Source organism: Jongsikchunia kroppenstedtii DSM 45133 (assembly GCF_000380485.1).
Taxonomy (GTDB): domain Bacteria; phylum Actinomycetota; class Actinomycetes; order Mycobacteriales; family Mycobacteriaceae; genus Jongsikchunia; species Jongsikchunia kroppenstedtii.
Genome location: NZ_AQYG01000051.1, coordinates 277,108 through 302,345, shown reverse-complemented (window position 1 = coordinate 302,345; position 25,238 = coordinate 277,108). Strand labels below are relative to the sequence as shown.

Here is a 25,238-nt window from a genome sequence, read left to right as displayed (position 1 = left end):
GATAGTAGGGCGCATTGCCGCGCGGTTCAGTACTCGTCGGGCCGCAGGCGCCGCCGCCGGTTCCGGGGAGCCGAGATCGCGACCGCGGCCACGACGGCGAGAAGACAGCCGACGGCGCCGGATATCGCGACCACGCGGGCGACTCCGCCGTTCCCGGTCGCCGGTGCGGGCGGGTCGATCGCCCGGCCTGCGGTGTCGGATCGGTGCTCGCGTGGAATCTGGTCGGTCAGGGCCGCGACGGCATCGATGACGCCATAGCCGATCGCATCGTCACGTCCGGTGCCCGGCGCGTGCGCGGTGGCGGTGATCCGGTCGATCACCTCGGCGGCGGTCAGCGAGGGGTACTTCGCCCGGACCAGCGCAGCCACGCCGGCGACGTACGGTGCCGCGAAGCTGGTGCCGTCGATGGTCACCAACCCGTCGCGGCCGGGCTGGGCATTGACGAGGTGGCCGGACCCGGGCGCGCTGTCCAGGCTGACGATCCCGGTCCCCGGGGCCGCCACCGACACCCACGGTCCGTGCAGGCTGAATCCGGCCGGGCGGCCGGTTCGGGAATCGACCGCCCCGACCGTCAGCAGCTGCGGAGCGAACCACGCCGGGCTCGCGACCGTGGCGACGGCATCCCAGCCGTGGCCGGCGACCGCGGGCGGGTTCTGTGTGGCGCAGGAGGAGTCGGCGCCGAGATTGCCGGCGGCCGCGACCACCACGACGTTGTGGTCGTAGGCGTATCTGATTGCGGCACCGAGGGATTGGTCGCGCAGATCGGTGCCGGCCGCGGCGCAGGCCACCTCGGAGATGTTGATGACCGTGGCGCCGAGTTCGACCGCGCGCAGCACCGCCGACGCCATCGTTCGGACCGAGCCGTAGCCGGTGCCGATCGCGCCGGACTCGGATCCGCGTGCGGGCGAGCGCTTCTCGAACGCGGCCGAGGTCTGCCGGATCGCGATGATCGACGCGTCCGGGGCGACGCCCGCAAACGCGTCCGACGCGCTCGGTTGTGCCGCGATGATGCCGGCGACCAGAGTGCCGTGGCCGTCGCAGTCGGCCGTCCCGTCGCCGGTGGAGACGTAGTCGCCGCCCGGCTGCACCCGGGGGAGGCGAGGATGACGGGTGACGCCGGTGTCGATCACGGCGACTGTTTGTCCGGCGCCGCGGCTGAACTTCCACGCGGTCGCCAGCTCCAGCATCGCCTGGCCCGGGCTCGGTTCGAGATAGTCGGTGCCGGGCGCGGTAGTCGGCTTGGCGCACAACAGCTTCTGATCCGTCGGTTCCGGCGGTGCGGCCGCGCCACCGGGCGGCAGGGCTCCGGGCGCGATGATCGGCGGCTCGACCGCCAGCGCCGGCGCGGCGCCCACGGCGACAAAGGCCACGAGCGTCGCGAGGCCGAGGCGACCGAGCCTTCGAGCGGCCGTCACAGATCCCGGACGAGCTGGTAGAGATCCATCACCCAGAGCGCCAGTGGCACGACGGCCGCGATCAACACGTATTCGGCGATCTCCGAGGCTCGCCGCATCACCGGACTGAACTGCTGGGTCGGAGCCCAGACGCCGCACATGAACGCGGCGACGGTCATCAGCACCGACGCGGTGACCGCGCCGAGCGCCCATCCCGCCGAGGTCGCCGCGACCGATATCGCCACGATACAGGCGGCCGCGCTGCCGCCCGCGATCACCGCGGCCGCCTGCACCCGGTCGCTGTGCGTGCGACTGCGCAGCATCAGGATCGCGGCGATGACGGCGGCGAAAAGGATTGCGGGCCAGCGCAGCGCCGACCAGGGCGGCGCCACCAGGACGGTGCCGACCGTGGTGGCCGCGGTCGCCCCGACGATCATCCCGGTGAGGTAGCGCCGACCGAGCTGAACCCGGTCGGCGAGGACGTCGGCGGCCGGCAGCACCATCGCGCCGACCGCGCCGACGCCGGCGATGGTCGGGCGCGGTGCGATGTCCGCCGGGTCCAGCGCTTCGCCGGTGGTCGGCACCGGCGGCGTGGGCAACCCGGCGAGGAGCACCGTCAGTCGGGGTGCGGCGGCGATCGTCAGCAGGCCGGTCAGGGCGAGCAGCGGGCCCGTCGCCGCCGGCGAATCGGGCTGCCAGAACAGCTGGATCAGTGCGGCGACCGCAATCAACGAACTCGCGGTGATCAGCGCCGAGTGTGTCAGTGGATCGGTGTTCGTGAGCCGATACGACAGCGTGGCCACGGCGGCCGTCAAAGCTGCGGCCAGCAGGATATGTTCGGCCCCAAACGATCCGGGGACGACCAGGAGGCCCGCGGGCACCGCGAAGACGGCGGCGGCCAACGACAGCGCGGTGCCCGTCGCCCGATCATCGAAATGCCGGGCCACGATCGTCGCGGCCGTGATCAATGCGATGACGGCCACGATCGCCGGCGCGGCGGGCCAGACCGCCGGCGCGTGCAGGCGATACAGCGCCAGTGCCGCTGCGCCGGTGAGCGCCGCGAGCACGCCGAAGACCTGCCCGGCGAGCCGAGAGGTATCGGCGGTCCACGCCCGGTGCTGCGCGGCGTTCACCTCGGCGACCGCCTCGATGACGTCGTCGAAGAGCGGCGGCGGCGTCGATGCGTCGGCCGGGCGGAGCATCAGCAGATCGCCGTCGCACACACCGCTTTCGGCGAGGGAGTGCCCAGCCGGCAGCGGTTGGCGACCGGTCTTGCCGAGGGTCCAGCGATCGCGTATCTCGTGCGGTGCGCTCGCGGACTCGTCCCCGGACGCCGGCTCCAGCAGCTGCACGAGGTCGGTCATGATCGCCGAGATCGGCACATCAGCCGGCAGCCCGACATCGACCTGGCGGGTCGCGCCCAGCACCGTGACGCGCGCCAAGCGGGGCACGAGTGCGTCGGCGGGTTCCCGATCGGCGCCGACGTCACTGGCGACGGACTCGCTCGGCATCTTGGCGATGGTCATTGCGCTCCTTCGGCGACAGCAGGCAATAATAGGGCAAATCGGACATGCCTAGCGAACAGGATGACACACGTGCCACTCGCGACGACCGAAGGATTCGTGCGCCGTCCGCGGATCGCGCCGCCGCCGATGCCGGGCGGGGACGTGCCGGTCCAGGCACCGCCGGAGGTGCCGCGGGTGATCCCGCCGAACGTCCTGGCCCGGTTGATGCCGGTGGTGATGGTGGTCGCGGTGATCGGCATGGTCGCGCTGATGATCGCGACGGGCGGACGGCAGCTGCTGACCAATCCGCTCATGCTGATGTTCCCGATGATGATGCTGATGTCGATGGTCGGAATGTTCGCCGGCCGTGCGGCCACCGGCGGCAAGAAGGCCGCCGAACTGAACGAGGACCGCAAGGACTACCTTCGCTACCTCACCCAGACCCGCGCCGAGGTGCGCGAGACCGGGACGGCCCAGCGTGCCGCGCTGGAATGGAGTCACCCCGATCCGCGGGCCCTCGCGGGGATCGTCGGCGGTCGGCGGATGTGGGAGCGGCGGCCGGCCGACGCGGACTTCGGCCATGTGCGGGTAGGCATCGGGTCCCATCGGCTCGCCAGCCGCCTACTGCCGCCGGAGACGGCGCCGCTCGAGGATGTGGAGCCGGTGTCGGCGGTGGCGATGCGCCGGTTCATCCGCACACACTCGGTGGTGCACGGGCTGCCGACCTCGATCTCGTTGCGCGGGTTCCCGGCCATCAACGTCGAGGGCGACCCGGCCGCGACCCGGCGGCTGGCCCGCTCGATGATCGTGCAGCTGTGCGCCTTTCACGGCCCGGATCAGCTGCGGATCGCGATCGTCACCGACGATCCGGAGTCTCCCCAGTGGTCGTGGACGAAATGGCTCCCGCACGTGGCGGATCCGGCGCGCACTGACGGTATCGGCGCCGCGCGCATGATCTTTCGCTCTCTTGCCGAGTTGGAATCGGCCCTGGGATCCGACCTCAACGAACGCGGCCGCTTCAGCCGGACGGCGCCGCCGGTGGCCGGTCGTGCGCTGCTGGTCGTATTCATCGACGACGGACATGTCGGCGGCGATGAGCGATTGATCGCGGACGCGGGCACGGAGTCGGTGGTAATCGTCGACCTGTCGGCGCCGTCGGACGGGGTCGCGGTCCGCCGTGGGCTGCAACTGGTGGTCGCAGACCAATCCGTGGGCGCGCGGAGCGTGTACGGCGTCGAGGAGTTCGCCACGCCGGATCAGGTGTCGGCGGCCGAGGCGGAGGCGTTCGCCCGCGCGATGGCCCGATACCGGCTCGCGACCGCGGCGACGCTGATCAACCTCGAACAGGATGCGGCGCCGGTGGACCCGGGATTGTTCAGCTTGCTCGGTGTCGCCGACCCGGCACAGGTCGATCCGGAACGGTTGTGGCGCAAGCGCAGCCCGCGGGAACGGCTGCGGGTGCCGGTCGGGTATTCGGCATCCGGGTCAGCGATCGAGATCGACCTCAAGGAGTCGGCCGAGGGCGGCATGGGTCCGCATGGGCTCTGCATCGGCGCCACCGGATCCGGGAAGTCCGAATTTCTGCGGACCCTGGTGCTGTCGCTGGCGACCACGCATTCGTCCGAGGCGCTGAACCTCGTGCTCGTCGATTTCAAGGGCGGCGCAACGTTTCTGGGGCTGGACGCGTTACCGCACGTGTCGGCGGTGATCACCAACCTCGAGGACGAGCTGGTGATGGTGGACCGGATGCGTGATGCGCTGTCCGGGGAGATGAATCGGCGGCAGGAGCTGCTGCGCTCGGCCGGAAACTATGCGAATGTCGGCGACTATGAACGGGCGCGGGCGCAGGGCGCGCCATTGGCGCCGCTGCCCGCGTTGTTCATCGTGGTCGACGAGTTCAGCGAATTGTTGGCGCAGAAGCCGGATTTCGCGGAGCTGTTCGTGGCGATCGGCCGGCTGGGGCGGTCGCTGCACATGCACCTGCTGCTGGCCTCGCAGCGTCTCGAGGAGGGAAAGCTGCGCGGTCTGGACAGCCACCTGTCGTACCGAATCGGATTGAAGACATTCTCGGCCAACGAATCCCGATCGGTCCTGGGCGTGCCCGATGCGTACCACCTGCCCAGCGTTCCCGGGTCGGCCTACCTGAAGTGCGATTCGGCCGAGCCGGTGCGGTTCAACACCTGTTACGTGTCCGGTCCGTACCGGGCCCCGGATTCGTCCGACGGAACGCGGGCACCGGGACGCTCGGGGGCCGGTCGGGTGAAGCCGTTCACCGCATCGTTCGTTCCGGTCGATCCGGTCGATGAGCCGGATGCGGATCGGGCGCAGCCGGATTCGGCGAATGAGGTCCAGGCGGCGGAGGTCTCGGTGCTGGCGACGGTTGTCGCGCGGCTGGCGGGCCGGGGTCCGGCCGCGCACGAGGTGTGGCTGCCGCCATTGGACAGTTCGCCGACCGTGCGAGACCTGGTCGGCCCGCACGATGCGGGCACGCTGCAGCTGCCGGTCGCGATCGTCGACCGGCCCTACGACCAGCGACGCGATCGGCTGGTGCTGGACGTGTCGGGGGCCGCCGGGAACATCGCCATCGTCGGCGGCCCGCAGTCGGGCAAGTCATCGACGGTACGGACGATCATCATGGCGGCCGCGGCGACGCATTCGCCGGAGCAGATCCAGTTCTTCTGCCTCGACTTCGGCGGCGGCGCCCTCGCCGGGCTGGCGGAGTTGCCGCATGTCGGCTCGGTGGCGACCCGGAATCGGCCCGATGTGGTGCGGCGCACCATCGCCGAGGTCACCGGGCTGATCCGGGACCGGGAGCGACGATTCGCCGAGCTGGGGATCGAATCGATGCGCCACTACCGCGCGTATCGAGCGGCGATGACCGGTCCCGCTGCGGAGCGGTCGGACCTCTTCGGAGATCTGTTCCTGGTGATCGATGGGCTGGCGACCATCCGCGGCGAGTTCGAGGGACTCGAGGATCAGGTGAACGCGATCGTGTCGCAGGGTCTGTCCTATGGCGTGCATGTGGTGGTGACGGCCGCTCGGTGGGCGGAGATCCGGCCGGCGATCAAAGATCTCCTCGGGACCCGATTGGAACTGCGGCTCGGCGACGCGCTCGACTCCGAGATCAACAGGCGGACGGCCGAATCGGTGCCACGCGGCCGGCCCGGTCGCGGCCTGACCGCGGACCAGATGCACATGCTGGTCGCGCTGCCGAGGCTGGACGAGGATGACGACCCCACGACCGTCGCCGCGGGCCTGGCACGGTCGGTCGAACAGGTCGCCGCCGCGTATCCGGGACGGCAGGCGCCCGCGGTGCGCACCCTGGCCGGCGACATTCCGCGGGCCGCGGTGCTGGACCGGCTGACACCGGACGCACTGAGGCCGCACGGCGTGGCGATCGGTCTCGACGAATCAGACTTGGCGCCAGTCGTTCTGGACTTCGCCGGGCAGCCGCATCTGGTGATCCTCGGCGATGTCGAGCATGGCAAGACCACGCTGCTGCGTTCCATCGTCGCCGGTCTGGTGGAGAACGGCAGCGCCGACGACACCCGGATCATCCTGGTCGACTACCGGCGAACGATGCTGGGCGCCATCGATTCCGATCATCTCGCCGGGTACGCGACGTCGGCGCCGACGCTCGCGGCCATGGTCGCCGAGCTGCGCCGGTTCCTGCAGGCGCGGCTGCCCGGTGACGATGTCACCACCGAGCAGCTGCGCGAGCGGTCGTGGTGGTCGGGACCGGATGTGTTCGTGGTGGTCGACGACTACGACATGGTCGCCGTCGACCGCGCGAATCCGTTGAGCGAGTTGGTGGATCTACTGCCGCAGGCCCGCGATATCGGACTGCATCTGATCCTGGCCCGACGCTCCGGCGGCGCCGGTCGGGCGATGTTCGATCCGGTCATCGCGCGCCTGAAGGACCTGTCCTGCGACGCGTTCCTGATGAGTGGCGATCGTGACGAGGGCTACCTCTTCGGGAGGACGCGGATGCAGGCGCTGCCGCCGGGCCGGGGCCAGTTGATCAGCCGGTCGCGGCGCACCGACATGGTGCAGGTGACCAACCTGCCACCGCAGTGAGCGCGGGCGGGGCGGCGCGCGTCCTCGTCATCGATGTGGCGCGCGACGAGATTCGCGGGCCCGCGGGGCGTCGTGAATCGGAGTCGGTGATCGGCCGGATCGACCGGCCGTATCTCGATGCGCCCCCATCGACATCGGTGGTGGCCGACCTCACCGATCGTCTGCGGTCCGTGCTGCCGAATCGCTCGGCACGCTCTGCCGATGCCATCGTCGTGAGTTATCCGAGCAGCTGGGGAGCGTTGCGCCGCAGCATCATCGACGAGTCGGCCGGTCGCCTCGGCTCGGACGTGCAGGTGGTGCCGCGCGCAATCGCGATCGCCCGGTCGCATCTGGGTGCCGTCGCCGGCCGGTATGCGGTCGTCGAAGCGTTCGATGATCGCGTGGACGTGCATACCGTCCGCGGCCACGACGGCAGCTGGGAGATCGTGAACTCGCTTGCGGGTCAGTCGGATCCATCGGCGCTGCGGTCGCTGCTCGGTGCGTCGGTGTCCGATGACATCGAGGCCGTGCTGGTGGACGCGACCGACCCGGAGGTGGTGCGTGCGGCCGTCGAGCTGGTCGAGCAGGAGACCGTGGTCGGGCGCGTGATCCCGGTCGACCGTGGGTTGCTGATCCGGTTCGGCGCGGACCGGCGCACGGTCACCTCGGAACCCCAGCCGGTGCCCACGGCCGACCACGCCGGACGTCGAAGGATCCGGCGCATCGTGCCCGCGCTGGCCGCCGCGGCGATCGTGGCCGCGGTACTCGTGGCCGGGCTGGCGATCGTCGATCATCGCCGAGGCGAGGCCCCGGCCCGTCCGGACGCATCGGCGGCGCCCGCGGCCGAGCAGGTGGCGATCGGCCGGGTACGGCTCGCCATCCCGGCGGGCTGGACTCAGACGCGCGAACCGCGCACTGGCGACAGTCCGGCGGTCTGGCCGCGCACGACCTTCGCCGATCCGGCCGACGACCGGCGGCTCACCGTCATGCAGTTCGCGATCCGCGTCGGTGCCACCCAGCAGACCGTGGCCGCGAGCCTGCGCGCCCGGATCGACCAGCGGGGCGGCGGCGACGTGCAGGATTTCCGCGAGCATCGGCGGGTCGGCGCCCGGGACGTCATCGGATATCGCGAGCTGTCCGGGTCGGGACGGCCGGTGGACTGGTACGTGCTGACCGGCGACCGGCTGCAGGTATCGGTCGGCTGCCAGGCCGGATCGACGGCCGACATCGCCCACGAATGCGAGCAGGCGGTCGAGTCGCTGGTCATCGGCCCCGCGTAGCGCTTTCTACCCCCGGCGGAGCCGCGTTTCGCCCCCGGCGGACCCGCGTTTTGACTGGCCAGCGGCCTCGCCGGTACTCTTGTCCGCTGGTGTGTGTCACACACGGGTCCCGGGTCCCAGCTGGTCGCCGGGGTCAGCCCAGACACGCGCTGGACCGGCAGAATGCAACAGCAAGGAAACGACTGTGCCTACCTACACCCCGAAGGCCGGTGACATCACGCGTACGTGGCATGTCATCGATGCCAGCGACGTGGTGCTCGGCCGGCTCGCCGTGCAGGCAGCAACGCTGCTCCGCGGCAAGCACAAGCCGACGTACACCCCCAACGTCGATGGTGGCGATTACGTCATCATCATCAACGCCGACAAGGTCGCCATCAGCGGCAACAAGCTTGACGGCAAGCTCCTGTACCGCCACTCCGGGCACCCGGGTGGGCTCAAGTCGCGGACGGTCGGCGAGGTGCTCGATAGTCGCCCCGATCGCCTGGTGGAGAACGCCATCAAGGGCATGATCCCGCACACCAAGCTGGGTCGCGCGATCATCGGCAAGCTGCACGTATACGCAGGTCCGAATCATCCGCATGCCGCGCAGAAGCCGGTTCCCTTTGAGATCAAGCAGGTGGCCCAGTGAGCGAGAACGAAGTGAACGAGACCGTCGAGGTCACTGCTGAGGTCGGCGCCGACGATTACACCGTCGAGGAGACCGTGGCCGAGACCGTTTCGGCCCCGCGTCCGCCGGTGCAGCTGGATCGCCCCGTGCAGACCGTCGGCCGCCGCAAGGAGGCCGTCGTCCGCGTCCGCATGATGCCGGGCTCGGGTGAGTTCAAGCTCAACGGCCGCGCCCTCGAGGACTACTTCCCGAACAAGGTGCACCAGCAGCTGATCAAGGCTCCGCTGGTCACCGTCGAGCGCGTCGAGTCGTTCGACGTGCACGCCACCCTGGTCGGCGGCGGACCGTCGGGCCAGGCCGGCGCCCTGCGCCTGGGCATCGCCCGCGCGCTGGTCGAGGTCACCCCCGAGGATCGTCCGGCCCTGAAGAAGGCCGGCTTCCTCACCCGTGACCCGCGTGCCGTCGAGCGTAAGAAGTACGGCCTGAAGAAGGCCCGTAAGGCTTCGCAGTACAGCAAGCGCTGATACCGAGCCTTTCGGGGAGCTTTCTTCAAGTGGGACGACTGTTTGGCACCGACGGGGTGCGTGGGCTGGCCAATGCCGATCTGACACCAGAACTGGCAATGGCCTTGGCGAATGCCGCGGCCCGCGTACTCGTCGGTGCCTCTCATCTTTCCGGGGCCACTCGCCCCGTGGCAGTGGTCGGGCGCGATCCGCGTGCCTCGGGCGAGATGCTCGAAGCCGCGGTCTGCGCCGGACTCGCGTCGGCGGGAGTCGATGCATTGCGCGTGGGCGTGCTGCCCACCCCGGCGGTCGCCTTCCTGACCGCCGACTACGACGCCGCATTCGGCGTCATGCTGTCGGCATCGCATAACCCGATGCCGGACAACGGAATCAAATTCTTCGCCGCCGGCGGACACAAGCTCGCCGACGCCGTCGAGGACGAGATCGAGCAGGCGATGAGCACGCCCGATGAGCGTCCGACCGGTGCCGCCATCGGCCGCATCGTGGATGACGTCGACGATGGGCGCGCGCGCTACCTGGCGCACATGCGGGCCAGCGTTCCGGCGCAACTGGATTCGCTGACGGTGGTCGTCGATTGCGCCCACGGTGCAGCCCATGCGGTGGGCCCCGAGGTGTACCGCGCGGCCGGCGCGACGGTGGTCGCGATCAATGCCGATCCGACCGGGCTGAACATCAACGACGGGTGCGGCTCAACGCATCTGAACCAGGTGCAGGCCGCGGTGCGTGAGCACGGCGCCGATCTGGGCCTCGCGCATGACGGCGACGCGGATCGCTGTCTCGCGGTGGATGCCGACGGCCACGTGGTCGACGGCGACGCCATCATGGCCGTCCTGGCGATCGCGTCCAAGGATGCCGGCGAACTGGTCGACGACACGCTGGTTGCCACCGTGATGAGCAACCTGGGTCTGCACATCGCCATGCGCGAGAACGGAATCTCGTTGCGCACCACCGCCGTCGGCGACCGCTACGTGCTCGAGGAATTGCGGTCGGGTGGCTACAGTCTGGGCGGCGAGCAGTCGGGCCACGTCGTGTTCCCGCGCTACGCGACGACCGGCGACGGGGTGCTCACGGGCCTCGCGCTGATGGCGCGGATGGCACAGACCAGCAAGCCGCTGGCCGAGCTGGCATCGGTCGTGCAGGCGCTGCCGCAGGTGCTGCTGAACGTGCCGGTCAAGGACAAGACGGCGGTCGCCGCCGCAGCCGAGGTGCAGCGAGCGGTCGCCGAGGCCGAGGCCGAGCTGGGCGATCGGGGCCGGGTGCTGCTGCGCCCGTCGGGCACCGAGCAGCTGGTGCGGGTAATGGTCGAGGCCGGCACCACCGATCACGCCGATTCTGTTGCGCGCCGGATCGCCGGCGTGGTCGCGGGCGATCTGACGGTCTGATTCTCTCGATGCCGTGATCCGGTCATCGTGCAGCGGATCAATCAGCTGCAGCGTCGCCGGAACTCTGCATCATCGCGCGGAACCGTCGCGAGGGGCCGCACGTCCAATGGAGTGTGGAGTTCCTCTCGGTCGATAGGCCGGCCGTAGACGTGATCGTCGCCGCGCTTACCGATGCGCGTCGGCAGATCGATGGCGACTCCGTGCTGTCTCCGCGATTCGGGCCCCGCTCCTGCGGCCCCGCCTTCGTCGATCAGACGGCGGGCTACCGCGAGGCGCTCGATGGCGTCGCCGCGATGCTCGATGGCATGCGCGCCGAGGCCGAATCTCTGGCGGAGACGCTCGGAGCGGACCTGGCGATGATCGAGTCGGTCGACAGGACGTCGTCGACATGACCGGTGCCGCCGTCATCGGATATCTCGCGGACGTCGCCCGGTCAGTGCCGGAGCTGGGTCTGCGCACCGCCGACGTGGACGCGCTGGCGCGGGACCTCAAGGATTGCGTCGATGTCGACTCCTCTGCGCTGCAGGCGGATTCGGATCTGCTGCGCGCCCGGATCGCCGGGGCGCAGGCACCGCCGGCGGCGTTCGAACTGGCCGCCGCCGCATTGTCGGCCGCGTGGTCGGGGAGCGGCGGTGCCGGTGCCGCGCGACGCGCGGCGTGCGGTGCGACCCTGGCCCGGGCCGATCTTGCTCGTGCCGCGGCGGTCGCGGACACTCTTGCCGCGGCCGCTACGGGGATCGATGAGGTGCGGGCGAGTCTGGCACGACGGCTGGGCGCCGTCGACGTCACCGGGATCGGAGGACTGTCGATCCCGCAGGTGCGCAGGGCATTCGACGACGGCGACGTTGAACAGCGGCAGGCCGATGCGTGGTCGGCGGAGATCCGGTCGGTGGTCGAGCTGGTCGCGACCGGCGCCGCCGACACCCGCGACTACGTGCGATCGATTCTGGCCGCCGCGATGTCGGGCTTCCATGCCGTGCCGACCGCGCCCTTCCGGGATCGCGTCAACATGAGCTTGACTCGTGGGATAGATACTCCTGCAGCGGATTCGGGGTATCCCAGCCAGCTGGCGGTACTCGATGCGGCGCTGCATGTCGCGACCGCCGCCGGATCGATCGCCGAGAACGTCGCGTCCGTCTTCGGCGCGGGCATCGAAGCCGCGGCCGCGCTGGCGCCGGAGCCGACGGCCGATCCGCAACAAGACGAGCCGGGGCAAGACGAGCCTGGGCAAGACGAGCCCGACGGGGCGACGACGCCGAACGAGGGGGGTCCGCAGCCGCCCGAGCCGATCGCCGACGATCCGCACCCGGCGCACCCGGACGCCGATGCCGAATCAGAGCCCCGCCCAGCGGATCCGGGCCCACCGCCCGCCGATCCGGCGGGAGCGGCCGCGCCACCACCGCCACCGGTTGTTCCGCCGCAGCCGCAGGATGCGCCGGAATCCGGTCTGGCGCTGCTCGGGGACGGCTGATGCGGCCGACCGACCAGATCGACGCGATAGTTCGTCGGTCGGCGCATGCCGTGGATGCCGCCTGCCGCTCCTATCGCGATGCGCTCACCCGGCACCGCGCATCAGGCGAGCCCGACGCAGTCGACCGCCGGGCGGCGCGCGAGGAACTCATCGCCGCGGCCGAGCGAGACGGTGCCGTCATGCCGCGCGTGCTGATGCCCGCCGAGTCGGCGGCCGCGAGCCCGCATGAGTCGTCCCGGGCGCATCCCGAGACGACGACACAACCGGAGCCGCCGATCCCGCAGGCGATGCCGCCGGACGAGCCGGGATTCGGTGTCGGGTGGTTGACCGACCGATAGGTCAGCTCTTGAGCAGCCGGGAGAACAGGTCCAGGCCGTCGTCCTCGACCGTGGCGGGGTCGAGCGTCGCGATGCCGCCCAACACCTCCTCGGGATCGGTGAACGGCCGGTACTGCTTGTCGCCGGTGAGGGTGGCCAGCAGATACCCGGTCAGCACGGCCCGGACGGCCGCCTGCACCTTCTTGTCGCCGCCGGTGTCCAGGACCCAGTCGGCGGCGCTGCGGCCCTCGACGATGCCGCGGCTGTTGCCCTTCGGCAGCACCCGCAGCGTGGCGGTGTCGCCGAGCCAAGTGCGCATCGGCAGCGGGTTCCAGGAGACGGTGTCGAGTTCGCCGGGCGCGCCGAGCACGAGGGCCGGAATATCGGTGGCCGTCGCGGCGACCTCGACATTCGGGCTGGCCGGCGCGGGGAACAGCGCCGCGATCGACTGCACCGCAGCGGCGGCGCCGTGCGTGGCCAGGACGGCGGCGGCAGCGCCGAATCCGTGACCGCCGATGGCGAGCCGCTCGGGGTGCACGGTGATGTCGCCGGTGCCGAGGCGCGTCTGGCTGATCACCGACAGCGTGGTGTCCAGATCGGCGGCCAGGCCGGCATCCGACGCCAGCGGACCACGCTCGGTATTGGGCGCGGCGGCGACGATTCCCCAGGTCGCGAGGTGACGCAGCAGGCGCTCATACCGGCCTGCGGAGGTCATCCAACCGTGACCGAAGGCGAAACCGGGCAAATCGGTGCCGCGTGCCGGCGTGTACACCGATCCGGGCACTCCGACCAGCGCCATATCGCCGCGCAGAACTTTGTGCGGACCGCTCCGGGACAACTGTGAAACGAGCTTTTTCGTGCTTGCCACGGCATGACAGTACCCTTGATCCGGCACCGGCCGGGCAGGCCGGAGGCCGGATCTTATGGTTGCGAGGGAGAAGCCTGACAGATGTGTGGAATCGTCGGATACGTGGGTAAGCGTGATGCCCTGCCCATCGTGGTCGAGGCACTGCGGCGGATGGAGTACCGCGGCTATGACTCCGCCGGCGTGGCGATCGTCGACGATTCCGGACATCTCATGGTCGACAAGCGGGCCGGACGGCTGGAGAACCTCGACGCCGCGCTGGCCGCGCACCCGGCGGGATCGTTCGCCGGGACCACTGGCATGGGGCACACCCGATGGGCCACCCACGGCCGGCCGACCGACCGCAACGCGCACCCGCATGTGTCTGCCGACGGCAAGGCCGCCGTGGTGCACAACGGCATCATCGAGAACTTCGCGCCGCTGCGCGCCGAGGTCGAGGCGGCCGGTATCGAGTTCTCGTCCGACACGGACACCGAGACCGCCGTGCACCTGCTGGCCCTCGAATACGACGGCGGCGAGCATGCCGGCGACTTCATCGGGTCGGCGTACGCAGTCCTGCGCCGGCTCGAGGGCGCGTTCACCCTGGTCTTCACCCATGCCGACCATCCGGGCACCATCGTGGCCGCCCGCCGGTCGACCCCGCTGGTCGTCGGCGTCGGCGACGGCGAGATGTTCGTCGGCTCGGATGTCGCCGCGTTCATCGAGCACACCCGCGACGCAGTGGAGCTGGGTCAGGATCAGGTCGTGGTGATCACCGCCGACGACTACACGATCACCGACTTCGACGGAGTCAGCCAGCAGGGCAAGCCTTTTCACATCGACTGGGATCTGGCGGCCGCCGAGAAGGGCGGCCACGACTTCTTCATGCTGAAGGAGATCGCCGAGCAGCCGCAGGCGCTCGCCGATACGCTGCTGGGCCACTTCGAGAACGGCCGCGTGGTGCTCGACGAGCAGCGGCTGTCGGACGGAGATCTGCGGGAGATCGACAAGGTCTTCGTCGTCGCCTGCGGCACCGCCTATCACGCCGGCATGCTGGCCAAGTACGCCATCGAGCACTGGACGCGGGTGCCGGTGGAGGTCGAGCTCGCCAGCGAATTCCGTTACCGCGACCCGGTTCTCGACCGGTCGACGCTGGTCGTCGCCATCTCGCAGTCCGGGGAGACCGCCGACACCCTGGAAGCCGTGCGCCACGCCAAGGAGCAGAAGGCGCTCGTGCTGGCGATCTGCAACACCAACGGCGCGCAGATCCCGCGCGAGGCCGACGCGGTCCTGTACACCCACGCTGGCCCCGAAATCGGTGTCGCCTCAACGAAATGCTTCCTTGCGCAGATCGCCGCCACCTACCTGGTCGGCCTGGCCCTGGCGCAGGCGCGCGGCACCAAGTACCCCGACGAGGTCGCGCGGGAGTACGCCGACCTGGAGCGGATGCCCGACGCGGTGGCGGAGGTGCTCAAGACCGGTCCGGCGGTGCGCGATCTCGCGCAGTCGCTGGCGGACGTCAACACGGTGCTGTTCGTCGGCCGGCACGTCGGCTACCCGGTGGCGCTCGAGGGCGCGCTGAAACTCAAGGAGCTGGCCTACATTCACGCCGAAGGCTTCGCGGCCGGCGAGCTGAAGCACGGCCCGATCGCGCTGCTCGAAGACGACCTGACGGTGATCGTGATCATGCCGTCGCCGAGCGGACGCGCCGTCCTGCACTCGAAGATGGTCAGCAACATCCGCGAGATCCAGGCGCGCGGCGCGCGGACCATCGTCATCGCCGAATCCGGGGACGACGCCGTGCGGCCGCTGGCCGATCACCTGATCGAGATCCCGCAGTGCTCGACGCTGCTGCAGCCGCTGGTGTCCACGGTGCCGCTGCAGATCTTCGCCGCCGCGCTCGCACAGAGCCGCGGCTACGACGTCGACAAGCCGCGCAACCTCGCCAAGTCCGTCACCGTCGAATAGTCCGGGTGCGACGCGGATGATCGACTACTTCTCGGCCGACCGGATCCGCGCTGCCGAGCATGCGACCGGAACGCTGCTGTCCTCCGGTGTGTTGATGCGGCGGGCCTCCCACGGGGTCGCCGATGTCGTTGCCGCCGAACTGCGCCACCGCACGGGCGGTGCCTACGGGCGCACGGTCGGCCTGCTGATCGGGTCGGGCGACAACGGCGGAGATGCGCTGTTCGCCGGGGCCTTCCTGCGGCGGCGGGGCGTCCGCGTGCGCGCCCAGCTGCTGAATCCGGAACGGGCGCACGCCGCCGGACTCGCCGCGTTCACCGAGGCCGGCGGTCGGGTGGTGGCTGAGCTCGGCCCGGTGGATCTGGTCGTCGACGGGATCGTCGGGCTCTCGGGTCGGGGCCCGCTGCGCGAGCCGGCGGCGACAATGGTTGCCGCACTGGATGCCCCGATCGTCGCGGTCGACCTGCCGTCCGGCGTTGACGCCGATACCGGATTCGTGCATCCGAATGCCGTGCGGGCCGCCGCCACCGTCACCTTCGGGGTGCTGCGCAACGCGCACGCCCTGGCCGCGGTGCAGTGCGGGCGAATCACGCTGGTGGACATCGGAATCGAGGCGACCGAACCGACCCTGCGGCGGCTGACGGATGGCGAGATCGCGACCCGCTGGCCGGTGCCCCGACCCGACGACGACAAGTACACCCAGGGCGTCGTCGGGGTGGTGGCCGGTTCCGATCGCTATCCCGGGGCGGCGATCCTGTGCACCGGTGCCGCTGTCGCCGCGACCTCGGGCATGGTGCGGTACGTGGGATCGGCGCGCGCCCAAGTGGTTTCGGCGCACCCGGAGGTGGTGAGCGCCGATGATCTCGATTCCGTGGGTCGCGTGCAGGCATGGGTGATCGGCCCGGGCGCCGGGACCGACCAGGCCGCCCGCGAACGGCTGCATCGGGTGTTGGCCGACGATGTCCCGGTGCTGGTCGACGCGGATGCGCTGACGCTGGTCGCCGCGGAGCCGGAGCTGGTTCGCGATCGCCCGGCCCCGACCCTGCTCACCCCGCATGCCGGCGAGTTCGCGCGGCTGACGGGATCGGCGCCGGACGATCGCGTCGCCGCGACCCGCGATCTTGCGCAGGCCTGGGGCGCGACGGTGCTGCTGAAAGGACGGGCGACGGTGATCGCCGACCCCGACGGGATGGTCCTGATCGACGACGCCGAGGCGTCGTGGGCGGCGACCGCCGGCTCGGGCGACGTGCTGTCCGGAATGGCCGGTTCGCTGCTCGCCGCCGGGCTGCCGGTCGCCGAGGCCGCCGCCATGGCGACCCGTGTCCATTCGCTGGCCGCGATCGAGGCTTCGGAGGGTGCGCCGATCGGGGCGTCGTCCCTGCTAGGGGCGGTGCATCGGGCGCTGGTGACGCTGCGCACGGGGTATTGATTGGGCCGGATCCGCCGCGATGAGAGACAATGGCGGCGATGACTGTGACCAGCGATTCGGCATCCCCGCGCACGCCCTCCGATGCGGGGTTGGTCGCTACTGTCGACCTGGCTGCGGTCCGGCACAACGTCGGGGTGCTGCGCGGGTTCGCCGGCCGCGCATCGGTGATGGCCGTGGTCAAGGCGGACGGATACGGGCACGGCGCCACGCAAGTCGCGCGAGCGGCTGTCGCCGCCGGGGCCGCCGAGCTCGGCGTCGCCACGATCGCCGAAGGATTGGCGCTGCGGGCCGACGGCATCACCGCGGCGATCACCTCCTGGTTGCATGCGCCGGGCGCCGATTTCGCCGCGGCGATCGCCGCGGATGTCGGCGTATCGGCGTCGTCCGTGCGGCAGCTGCACGAGATCGTTGCCGCCGCTCGCTCGTTGGGCCGCACCGCCACGCTGAACCTGAAGGTCGACACGGGGCTGGCGCGCAACGGGGTGGCGCCCGACGAATGGGCGGATATCCGCGACGCGCTCGCGAAAGCGGTTGCGGAGGAGGCGGTTGCACTGCGCACGGTCTTCTGCCATCTGGCGCTGGCCGATCAGCCCGATAACCCGCACAACGATCTGCAGGCGGCTCGCCTCGACGAGGCATGCGCCGACCTGGACCGGGTCGGTGTCGCCGTGCCGGCCCGGCACATCAGCAACTCCGCGGCCACCGTCACCCGCCCGGACCTCGCCCGGGATCTGGTGCGACCGGGCATCGCGGTGTACGGCCTGTCGCCGATTCCCGAGCGGGGCGACTTCGGGCTGACCCAGGTCATGACCCTCTCGGCGCGGATCGCGCTGCTCAAGAACGTCAAGGCCGGCCAGGGGGTGTCGTACGGGCACACCTGGACCGCGGCGCAGGACGGCACACTGGCGCTGCTGCCGATCGGGTATGCCGACGGATTGCCGCGGCTGCTCTCGGGACGATTCGACGTCGCGATCGATGGCCGGCGATACCCGGGCGTGGGACGTATCTGCATGGACCAGTGCCTCGTCGACCTGGGCACAGACCGCGGCACCATCGCGGAGGGCGACCGGGCCGTGATCTTCGGCCGGCCCGACCGGGGCGAACCGACCGCCACCGAGATCGCCGACGCGATCGGCACCATCGACTACGAGATCGTCTCCGGGGTGCGAGGACGGGTGGTTCGCGAGTACACCGACCTGAATCTCAGGGGCGGGGAGCAGACGTGATGGAGGCGCAGCGGACCGCGACCAAGCGGTGGGAAGTCCTGGCGGGCGTCGCCGGCGTGGCGACGCTGGGTGCGGTGGCGGCCGGTGGCGCGGCCCGCAACATCACCCGGCGGTGCAGCGGTGCCGAGGATCCTTACCGCGACGAGGATTTCGACGCGATCTACGACGACGCCGCGAGCATCGTGACCGCCGACGACGGTGTGCCGCTCACGGTGCGCGAGGTGGGTCCGGCCGACGCGCCGATCACCGTCGTGTTCACCCACGGATTCTGCCTGCGGATGAGCAGCTGGCATTTCCAGCGCGTCGAGCTGGAGCACCGCTGGGGCGATCGCGCCCGGCTGGTGTTCTTCGATCAGCGCGGGCACGGCCGGTCCGGTGCCGCCGACGCCGCCAGTTCGACGATCGCTCAGCTCGGCGCCGATCTCGACGCCGTGATCCGTGCAGTCGTGCCGACGGGGCCGGTCGTGGTCATCGGCCATTCGATGGGGGCGATGGGCGTCATGGCACTCGCCACGCGGCGCCCAGAACTGTTCGGCACCAAGATCATCGGCGTGGGCCTCATCTCCTCGGCCGCCCGCGGCATCGCCGACGACGGCATCGGTCGCGGACTGCACAACCCGGTCGTGGACGCGTTCCGGATGTCGGTGCGGCAGATGCCGGGAGCGGTGCAGGCCGGTCGGGGCGTGACCCGCAGCCTGATCGCGCCGGTGCTGACGGCCGGCAGCTTCGACCACCGTTTCCGCTACCGGTCGGTGATCGGGTTCGCGGAGAAGATGATTCATCAGACGCCCGTGGCCACCATCGTGAACTTCCTGCGGGCGTTGGAGAGTCACAACGAGATGGCCTCGCTGGCGGCGCTCACCCGGGTACCCACGATGGTGGCCTGCGGCTACCAGGATCGAATCACGCCGCTGGCGAACTCGGTGGAAATTCATGGCGGCCTTGCCGATTGCGAACTGGTCGGGGTACCCGACGCGGGCCACATGCTGCCGCTGGAATGTCCGGACGTGATAGACGACGCGATCGATCGACTGGTCGGTCGCGCGGCCCTGCTGGTGCCCGATGCCTGATCGCGTCACCTCGGTGGGCGATCGTGCGGATGCGCTGGCCGACTCCGGTTCCCGCGTGCTGCCGACCGTCGCCGATACCGAACAGTTCGGGCGCGAGATCGCGGCCACGCTGTCCGCCGGTGATCTGGTGATCCTCGACGGCCCGCTGGGCGCCGGGAAGACGGCCCTCACCCGGGGCATCGCCGCCGGACTCGATGTGCGCGGCCGGGTATCTTCGCCGACCTTCATCATCGCCCGGGAGCACCGGGCGCAGAACCCGGGCGGTCCCAACCTGATTCACGTCGATGCCTACCGGCTCGGCGGCCTGGACGAACTCGATGCGCTCGATCTCGACAGCGACCTGACCGATTCGGTCGTCGTCGTGGAATGGGGTGCAGGCGTGGTCGAGCGACTGGTCGAACGGCATCTGCTGGTGCGGCTGCGCCGCGACGCGAGCGATGACGATGTCGCAGAGGACGGAGCGGACGTGGATGAGACCCGCGTCGTCGAGTGGGGGTGGCGGTGACTGGGGCTGCGGAGACGAAGACCGTTCTGGCCGTGGATACGTCGACGCCCATCGTCGTCGCCGGAGTGGCCGCGGTCACCGATGGTCAGGTGCGGGAACTGGCGCTCGGGCGGGCCGAGAACGCGCGTGGGCATGCCGAGGTACTGACGTCGTTGATCCTTACGGCGCTCGCTGATGCCGACGTCGGGCGGGACGACCTGGATGCCGTGGTGGTCGGCTGCGGCCCCGGCCCGTTCACCGGACTGCGGGTGGGCATCGCCACCGCCGCCGGCTTCGGTGACGCGCTCGGCCTCCCGGTATACGGCGTCTGTTCACTGGACGCGATTGCGGTGCAGTCATTTTCGACTGCGCCCGACCTGCATGATCTGCTGGTGGTGACCGACGCGCGCCGCCGCGAGGTGTACTACGCGCGCTACGTCGACGGAGCCCGGATCGACGGCCCCGGCGTCAGCGCGCCCGCCGACCTGCAGACTGCGTTGGCGGACAACCGGATCGACCGGGTGGCCGGCTCGCCGACGCACGCCGAGCCGTTCGGCGAGGTCATCGCGGGTACCGAGGCGCCGGATGCGGTCGGACTGGTCAGTGTCGCGCTGCCCGGAATCGTCTCGGGCGAGATGCCGGAGCCGTTGGAGCCGCTGTATCTGCGCCGCCCGGACGCGGTCGAGCGAGCACCGGGGCGACGGCTGTGATCGCCACCGAGACCGCCGAGATCTTCCCGTTGACGACCGCCGACGCGGGGCGGTGCGCGGTGATCGAGGCGGTGCTCTTCGATGGCGACTCGCCGTGGCCGGAGCAGGCGTTCCGGTCGGAGATCGAGGCCGCGCACAACCACTATTTCGGGCTGCGGGTGGACAATGAATTCGTCGGCTACGCAGGGATTTCCGTGCTCGGGCCGGTGGGCGATCGTGAATGCGAGGTGCACACCATCGCGGTGACTCCCGGCAGTCAGGGGCGCGGGCTGGGCCGGGCGCTGCTGGATGCGCTGCTGTCGGTCGCCGACCACGAGCGCGCCGTGACCTACCTGGAGGTGCGGGTCGACAACGACGCCGCCATCGATCTGTATCGCCGCAACGGATTCGTCGATGTCGGCATCCGCCGCGGGTACTACCAGCAGGCCGGTGTCGACGCCCTCACCATGCGGCGCGACGCCGTGGAAGGGAACGACGCATGAGCGGGCCGTATCGAGCGGGGCCGATCGTCCTCGGCATCGAGAGCTCGTGCGACGAGACCGGCGTCGGGATCGTGCGTTGGAACGCCGACGGCACGACCACGCTGCTCGCCGACGAGGTCGCCTCCAGCGTCGACGAACATGCCCGCTTCGGCGGCGTGGTTCCGGAGATCGCGTCGCGCGCCCATCTGCAGGCGATCGTGCCGACGATGCGTCGGGCCCTGGCCGCCGCGGGGATCAAGCGCCCGGACGCCATCGCGGTCACGATCGGACCCGGACTGGCGGGCGCCCTGCTGGTCGGCGTCGCCGCGGCCAAGGCCTATGCCGCCGCTTGGGATGTGCCGCTGTACGCGGTGAATCATCTCGGCGGACACGTCGCGGTCGACACTCTCGAACACGGGCCGATGTCGTCGTGCGCGGCCCTGCTGGTGTCCGGTGGCCACACCCATCTGCTGCATGTCAACGACCTCAGCGAGCCGATCGTCGAGCTGGGCACCACCGTCGACGACGCGGCGGGGGAGGCGTTCGACAAGGTGGCGCGGCTGCTCGGGTTGGGCTTCCCGGGCGGTCCGGCGCTCGATGCCGCCGCAGCGGCGGGCGATCCGCAGGCGATCACGTTCCCCCGCGGTATGACCGGCCCGCGCGACGCCCGGCACGACTTCTCGTTCAGTGGCATGAAGACCGCCGTCGCGCGGTACGTGGAGAAGTGCGACCGCGAGGGTCGGGAGCTGCCGACCGCCGACATCGCGGCATCGTTCCAGGAAGCCGTGGCCGACGTACTCACGATGAAGGCGGTGCGGGCCTGCGCCGACGTCGGGGTCGACACCCTCGTCCTTGGCGGCGGCGCGACGGCCAACTCCCGGATCCGCGGTCTGGCCGAGGAGCGTTGCGAGGCCGCCGGGATCACCCTGCGCATCCCGAAGCCGCGCCTGTGTACCGACAACGGTGTGATGATCGCGACCTACGGCGCGCATCTGATCGCGTCCGGCATCGATCCGTCGGCACTGACCGTCGCCACCGACCCCGGCATGTCCGTGCAGCAGTCGCACTACTGAGCGACCGCTGGGCGATTGCGCCACCGAGCAGGGCCGAAACTATTGCGGCCCTGTTCTGGGCTGGCTAGTTTTTCCCCATGTCAAACGAACGGCCGGGGGGCCGCCCGGGTCGGCCGCACCACGAGCGGCCGTTGCCCGACCCCGCCCACGAACCCTACGAGCGAGGCATCCCGCTCGATGATGACGACTGGGCGCCGCCCGGTCGTCCGCAGTGGCAGCGGCCGGCCGGACCGCAGGCTGCGGGCGGGGGCGGCTACCGCGCGGCCGAGCCGAGCGGCCGGCATGATGCCGGCGGGAGCCCGCCGACCCTGCGGCCTTCGGCGCCGGTGCAGCGGCCCGCGCAGCCGCCGGTCGGTCCGCCCGCAGCCCGGAATGCTTCCGGCCCACAGCGATTCGACCCGCAGGGATTCGACCGACAGGGATTCGACCCGCCACCTGCCGGTCGTCCCCGTCCGCCGGCGCCCACCGGTCAGTCGGCGCCGCGGCCGACGGGTGGTCGGCTGTCGCGATCGCCACGCCCCGCCGGCCCGCCGACGCAGCAGTCGTATCCGGCGCCGCGCCCGCCCCGTCCGGAACCGGTGACGGAGCCCGCGATCGACCCGGTGGTGGATCGTGAGGATTCCGCGAATCTCGAATCGGGGGTCGACGCAGCCGGCCGACCGCCGACGCCGCCGATGGTGACCGGCCGGTTCCGGCGCCCGGGCAGTGCCCCGAAAACCCGGAGGAGCGGGCCGCCGTCGGGCCGGGTCCGCGAGATCGATACGTCAGGAGTGCGCCGCGGCCGTGGCGAACTCGTAACGCCGGCGGGTACCGAAACCTCGCCGCATCAGCTGCTGGCCCCGGAGGTCGGCGGCTCGATCGCGTTCGGCCTGTTCAGCGGCGTCGCGTTCGGCCTGGCCTGCGTGATCTACACAGCGATCGTGCTGAGCGCTCCCGGAATCGCCATGCCGGACTGGTTCAAGGTGGCCGGCGGCTCGAACGACGCGACCGGAAAGACGCAGTTCTACGCGCTGTCGATCCTGCTGCTGCTGGTGCTCGGCATCGTGATCATCCCCGCGTCGGTGCTGGCGTTCCGCGCGGCGCGGTCGCTGGCCTTCGTGAAGGCGCTGCTGGTGCTCGTCGCGGTCGTGCTGGCCGCCTACGTCACCTGGTACCTGATGGACGCCGGCGCGGCGATCAAATTCGGTTCGACCAGCGAGTGGCGCGGCAATTGGGTACTCGCAGCACTGCTGACCCTCGGCGGACTGGTCACCCTGGTCGCGAGCTTCGCCGGCGGTGCGTACCTGCGGGCGCGTCGCGAGTTCCAGGCGCGCAATCGAGCACGCCGTTCGCGGCGACTCTAGATAGGACGACTTTAGACAGTCAGGTGGGCCCGGGCGGCGGCCGCGAACTCGTCGGCGCCGCAGAGGCCGGTGCTGCGGGTCTCGCCATCGGCCTGCAGCAGGGCCCGGGAGACCTCGCTGCGCAGCACCGCCCGCTGAACAACCTTGGCCTCGGCGTATTTGGCGGCGCCCGCATCGGTCAGTTGTACGAAGACCGATCGGCGGTCGGAGTCGCACATCGTGCGATTGACGTAGCCGTTCTTCTCCAGGCCGGTGACCAGCCGCGATAGCGCACTCTGACTGAGGTGGACGAGGTCGGAGAGCTCGCTCATCCGCATCTTTCCGTCCGCCTCGGTGAGCTGTTCAAGCGTCTCGAACTCGCTGGCCGACACCTGTGCGTTGGTCTGCAGCGTCCGATCGATGGTGCAGTTGAGCTTGTGGAATCGCACGGTGAGTCGATGCCACTGAGCCGCCAGCTCCTCGTCGCATACATCGTCGGACATGTCCGCATCCTAACACATGCAACTGCAAAACATGCGTCTGCAATATATGTAGACAGAACTAATGCATATGCATATAGTTCCTCGCATGACGACAGAACTTCTCATTCAACCTCCGGAAAGCGCTCGGGATGCGACCGCCGGTCGACGCCCGATACACCAACTCGTCACATCGGCGGCCGGTTGGCCGGGCCGGGTGTGGCTGCTGCTCGTAGTGCTGGGCGGCGTCCTGTTCCTGGACGGCCTGGACGTCTCGGCCGCGGGTGTCGCGCTCCCGTCGATCGGCCGTGACCTGGGGATGGGCCCGTCGCAACTCCAATGGATCGTCAGCGGATACGTGCTCGGCTATGGCGGACTGCTGCTCCTCGGCGGGCGCGCGAGCGATCTGCTCGGCCGGCGCCGGGTGCTTCTGGTCGCAGTCGGCGTCTTCGGCGTGGCGTCGGTGATCAGCGCGCTGGTCAGCATCGACCAGCTGATCATCGCCCTGCGCTTCCTCAAGGGCGTGGCTGCGGCGTTCACCGTGCCGGCCGGCCTGTCGATCATCACCACGACCTTCGCGGAGGGGCCGGCGCGCAACAAGGCGCTGTCGATCTACACCGTCTGCGGCGCCAGCGGCTTCTCGCTGGGCCTGGTCTTCGGCGGTCTCCTGACCGAATGGTCATGGCGCGCAACGCTGTTCTTCCCTGGACCGATCGCGCTGGCGCTGCTGCTGATCGGCCTGCGGGTGATCCCGCGCTCGGAGCGGACGCGGTTCAGCTGGGCGCAGTTCGACGCGGCCGGCGCGGCCAGCAGCACGCTGGCGATGCTGCTGCTGGTGTTCGCGGTCGTGCGGGCGCCGCAGGTGGGTTGGGTCTCCGGGCAGACGATCGGGCTGCTGGCCGGGTCGGCGGTACTGCTGGCGATCTTCGTCCTGGTGCAGCGGCGCCACCGGCACCCACTGGTCCGGCTCGGCATCCTGCGGTCGGCACGGCTGGTGCACGCCAACATGTCCGGCATGGTGATGTTCGGCGGATACATGGCGTTCCAGTTCATGGTCACGCTGTACCTGCAGGATTCGCTGCACTGGTCGCCGATCGAGGTCGCGCTGGGCTTCCTGCCCGCCGGGCTGATCGTGGCGGCGAGCGCCACCAAGATGGATCGCGTGCTCGATCGCGTCAGCACCAAGGTGCTGATCGTCGTCGGACTGGCCGCGTTCCTGGCCGCCTACCTGTGGTTCCTGCGGGTGCAGCCGGGGATGAACTACGCGGACTTCCTGCTGCCGACGATCGTGCTGCTGGGTGTGGGATTCGCCCTCTGCTTCCCGTCGGTCAACTCGCAGGCGACCGCCGGTATCCACGACGACGAGCAGGGGCTGGCCTCGGGGCTGGTGAACACGTCGATCCAGGTTGGCGGCGCGATCTGGCTGGCCGTGATCACCGCGATCCTCGGCAGCTCGGGGACCACGGTCAAGCAGGGTGAGCTGCTCGGCGGCATGCAGGCGGGGTTCCTGGTCATCGTCGGATTGACCGCGGTCGGACTGCTGGGCACCGTGGGCCTGCTCATCGCCGACGGGGTGCGCGCCCGGCGCGCCGCGTAGCGCCGCCGGCCGTACCGGGGAGTGCCAGCGCTCAACCGCCTT

At 70.4% G+C, this 25,238-nt stretch carries 22 protein-coding genes; 18 read left to right on the top strand and 4 right to left on the bottom strand.

Annotated elements, in window-relative coordinates; genetic code table 11:
• Positions 1 to 26 precede the first annotated feature (26 nt).
• Together mycP and eccD are read right to left on the bottom strand one after the other, a co-directional pair.
• A complete protein-coding gene (mycP, locus tag G341_RS0119395) occupies positions 27 to 1,415 on the bottom strand; it encodes a type VII secretion-associated serine protease mycosin (RefSeq protein WP_051092878.1) in 1,389 nt (462 codons plus the stop codon).
• Positions 1,412 to 2,920 carry a type VII secretion integral membrane protein EccD gene (gene eccD / locus G341_RS0119390; RefSeq protein ID WP_018180839.1) on the bottom strand — a complete coding sequence of 503 codons (1,509 nt, stop codon included), beginning with the start codon at positions 2,918 to 2,920 and terminating at the stop codon, positions 1,412 to 1,414. The genes mycP and eccD overlap by 4 nt, the downstream gene beginning before the upstream one ends.
• Before the next feature lie 60 nt (positions 2,921 to 2,980).
• Between eccD and G341_RS0119385 the strand changes: the two genes are divergently transcribed.
• The 8 genes from G341_RS0119385 to G341_RS0119350 all read left to right on the top strand — a co-directional run bounded on the left by G341_RS0119385 (position 2,981) and on the right by G341_RS0119350 (position 12,557).
• Positions 2,981 to 6,976, top strand: coding sequence for a type VII secretion protein EccC (locus G341_RS0119385; RefSeq protein WP_018180838.1), 3,996 nt, complete (start codon positions 2,981 to 2,983; stop codon positions 6,974 to 6,976).
• Positions 6,973 to 8,235 (top strand): type VII secretion-associated protein, encoded by a 1,263-nt coding sequence (locus tag G341_RS0119380; protein WP_018180837.1) that lies wholly within the window; start codon positions 6,973 to 6,975, stop codon positions 8,233 to 8,235. Before G341_RS0119385 ends, G341_RS0119380 begins: the two co-directional genes overlap by 4 nt.
• A gap of 184 nt (positions 8,236 to 8,419) precedes the next feature.
• Positions 8,420 to 8,863, top strand: coding sequence for a 50S ribosomal protein L13 (rplM, locus tag G341_RS0119375; protein ID WP_018180836.1), 444 nt, complete (start codon positions 8,420 to 8,422; stop codon positions 8,861 to 8,863).
• Entirely contained in the window at positions 8,860 to 9,366 is a 507-nt protein-coding gene (rpsI, locus tag G341_RS0119370) for a 30S ribosomal protein S9 (RefSeq protein ID WP_018180835.1), read from the top strand. The genes rplM and rpsI overlap by 4 nt, the downstream gene beginning before the upstream one ends.
• A gap of 29 nt (positions 9,367 to 9,395) precedes the next feature.
• Positions 9,396 to 10,748 (top strand): phosphoglucosamine mutase, encoded by a 1,353-nt coding sequence (gene glmM, locus G341_RS0119365; protein ID WP_026303914.1) that lies wholly within the window; start codon positions 9,396 to 9,398, stop codon positions 10,746 to 10,748.
• A gap of 149 nt (positions 10,749 to 10,897) precedes the next feature.
• On the top strand, positions 10,898 to 11,140 hold the full coding sequence (locus G341_RS0119360) for a hypothetical protein (RefSeq protein ID WP_018180833.1): 243 nt from the start codon (positions 10,898 to 10,900) through the stop codon (positions 11,138 to 11,140).
• Positions 11,137 to 12,219, top strand: coding sequence for a hypothetical protein (locus G341_RS0119355; RefSeq protein ID WP_018180832.1), 1,083 nt, complete (start codon positions 11,137 to 11,139; stop codon positions 12,217 to 12,219). The genes G341_RS0119360 and G341_RS0119355 overlap by 4 nt, the downstream gene beginning before the upstream one ends.
• Entirely contained in the window at positions 12,219 to 12,557 is a 339-nt protein-coding gene (locus G341_RS0119350) for a hypothetical protein (RefSeq protein ID WP_018180831.1), read from the top strand. The genes G341_RS0119355 and G341_RS0119350 overlap by 1 nt, the downstream gene beginning before the upstream one ends.
• A 1-nt stretch (position 12,558) precedes the next feature.
• Here G341_RS0119350 and G341_RS0119345 read toward each other — a convergent pair whose 3' ends face one another.
• Complete coding sequence (locus G341_RS0119345; RefSeq protein WP_026303913.1) at positions 12,559 to 13,404, bottom strand: dienelactone hydrolase family protein; 846 nt, start codon at positions 13,402 to 13,404, stop codon at positions 12,559 to 12,561.
• Positions 13,405 to 13,485: 81 nt separating this feature from the next.
• Between G341_RS0119345 and glmS the strand changes: the two genes are divergently transcribed.
• The 9 genes from glmS to G341_RS0119300 all read left to right on the top strand — a co-directional run bounded on the left by glmS (position 13,486) and on the right by G341_RS0119300 (position 23,141).
• Positions 13,486 to 15,348, top strand: a complete 1,863-nt coding sequence (glmS, locus tag G341_RS0119340; protein WP_018180829.1) for a glutamine--fructose-6-phosphate transaminase (isomerizing) — start codon at positions 13,486 to 13,488, stop codon at positions 15,346 to 15,348.
• A gap of 16 nt (positions 15,349 to 15,364) precedes the next feature.
• Entirely contained in the window at positions 15,365 to 16,774 is a 1,410-nt protein-coding gene (locus G341_RS0119335; protein ID WP_018180828.1) for an NAD(P)H-hydrate dehydratase, read from the top strand.
• Positions 16,775 to 16,803: 29 nt separating this feature from the next.
• Positions 16,804 to 18,000, top strand: coding sequence for an alanine racemase (gene alr, locus G341_RS0119330; RefSeq protein ID WP_018180827.1), 1,197 nt, complete (start codon positions 16,804 to 16,806; stop codon positions 17,998 to 18,000).
• Entirely contained in the window at positions 18,000 to 19,070 is a 1,071-nt protein-coding gene (locus G341_RS0119325) for an alpha/beta fold hydrolase (RefSeq protein WP_018180826.1), read from the top strand. Before alr ends, G341_RS0119325 begins: the two co-directional genes overlap by 1 nt.
• Entirely contained in the window at positions 19,063 to 19,575 is a 513-nt protein-coding gene (gene tsaE, locus G341_RS22640; protein ID WP_018180825.1) for a tRNA (adenosine(37)-N6)-threonylcarbamoyltransferase complex ATPase subunit type 1 TsaE, read from the top strand. The genes G341_RS0119325 and tsaE overlap by 8 nt, the downstream gene beginning before the upstream one ends.
• Positions 19,572 to 20,264 carry a tRNA (adenosine(37)-N6)-threonylcarbamoyltransferase complex dimerization subunit type 1 TsaB gene (tsaB, locus tag G341_RS0119315; RefSeq protein WP_043452128.1) on the top strand — a complete coding sequence of 231 codons (693 nt, stop codon included), beginning with the start codon at positions 19,572 to 19,574 and terminating at the stop codon, positions 20,262 to 20,264. The genes tsaE and tsaB overlap by 4 nt, the downstream gene beginning before the upstream one ends.
• On the top strand, positions 20,261 to 20,746 hold the full coding sequence (rimI, locus tag G341_RS0119310) for a ribosomal protein S18-alanine N-acetyltransferase (RefSeq protein WP_018180823.1): 486 nt from the start codon (positions 20,261 to 20,263) through the stop codon (positions 20,744 to 20,746). The genes tsaB and rimI overlap by 4 nt, the downstream gene beginning before the upstream one ends.
• Positions 20,743 to 21,798 (top strand): tRNA (adenosine(37)-N6)-threonylcarbamoyltransferase complex transferase subunit TsaD, encoded by a 1,056-nt coding sequence (tsaD, locus tag G341_RS0119305; RefSeq protein WP_018180822.1) that lies wholly within the window; start codon positions 20,743 to 20,745, stop codon positions 21,796 to 21,798. Before rimI ends, tsaD begins: the two co-directional genes overlap by 4 nt.
• A 77-nt stretch (positions 21,799 to 21,875) precedes the next feature.
• Positions 21,876 to 23,141, top strand: a complete 1,266-nt coding sequence (locus G341_RS0119300; RefSeq protein WP_155827076.1) for a hypothetical protein — start codon at positions 21,876 to 21,878, stop codon at positions 23,139 to 23,141.
• 11 nt (positions 23,142 to 23,152) lie between these two features.
• On the opposite strand, the gene G341_RS22635 is transcribed toward G341_RS0119300, so the two are convergent.
• Positions 23,153 to 23,623, bottom strand: coding sequence for a MarR family winged helix-turn-helix transcriptional regulator (locus G341_RS22635; RefSeq protein WP_018180821.1), 471 nt, complete (start codon positions 23,621 to 23,623; stop codon positions 23,153 to 23,155).
• An 85-nt stretch (positions 23,624 to 23,708) separates the two neighbouring features.
• Between G341_RS22635 and G341_RS0119290 the strand changes: the two genes are divergently transcribed.
• Entirely contained in the window at positions 23,709 to 25,196 is a 1,488-nt protein-coding gene (locus G341_RS0119290; RefSeq protein WP_245557059.1) for an MFS transporter, read from the top strand.
• Positions 25,197 to 25,238: the final 42 nt, after the last annotated feature.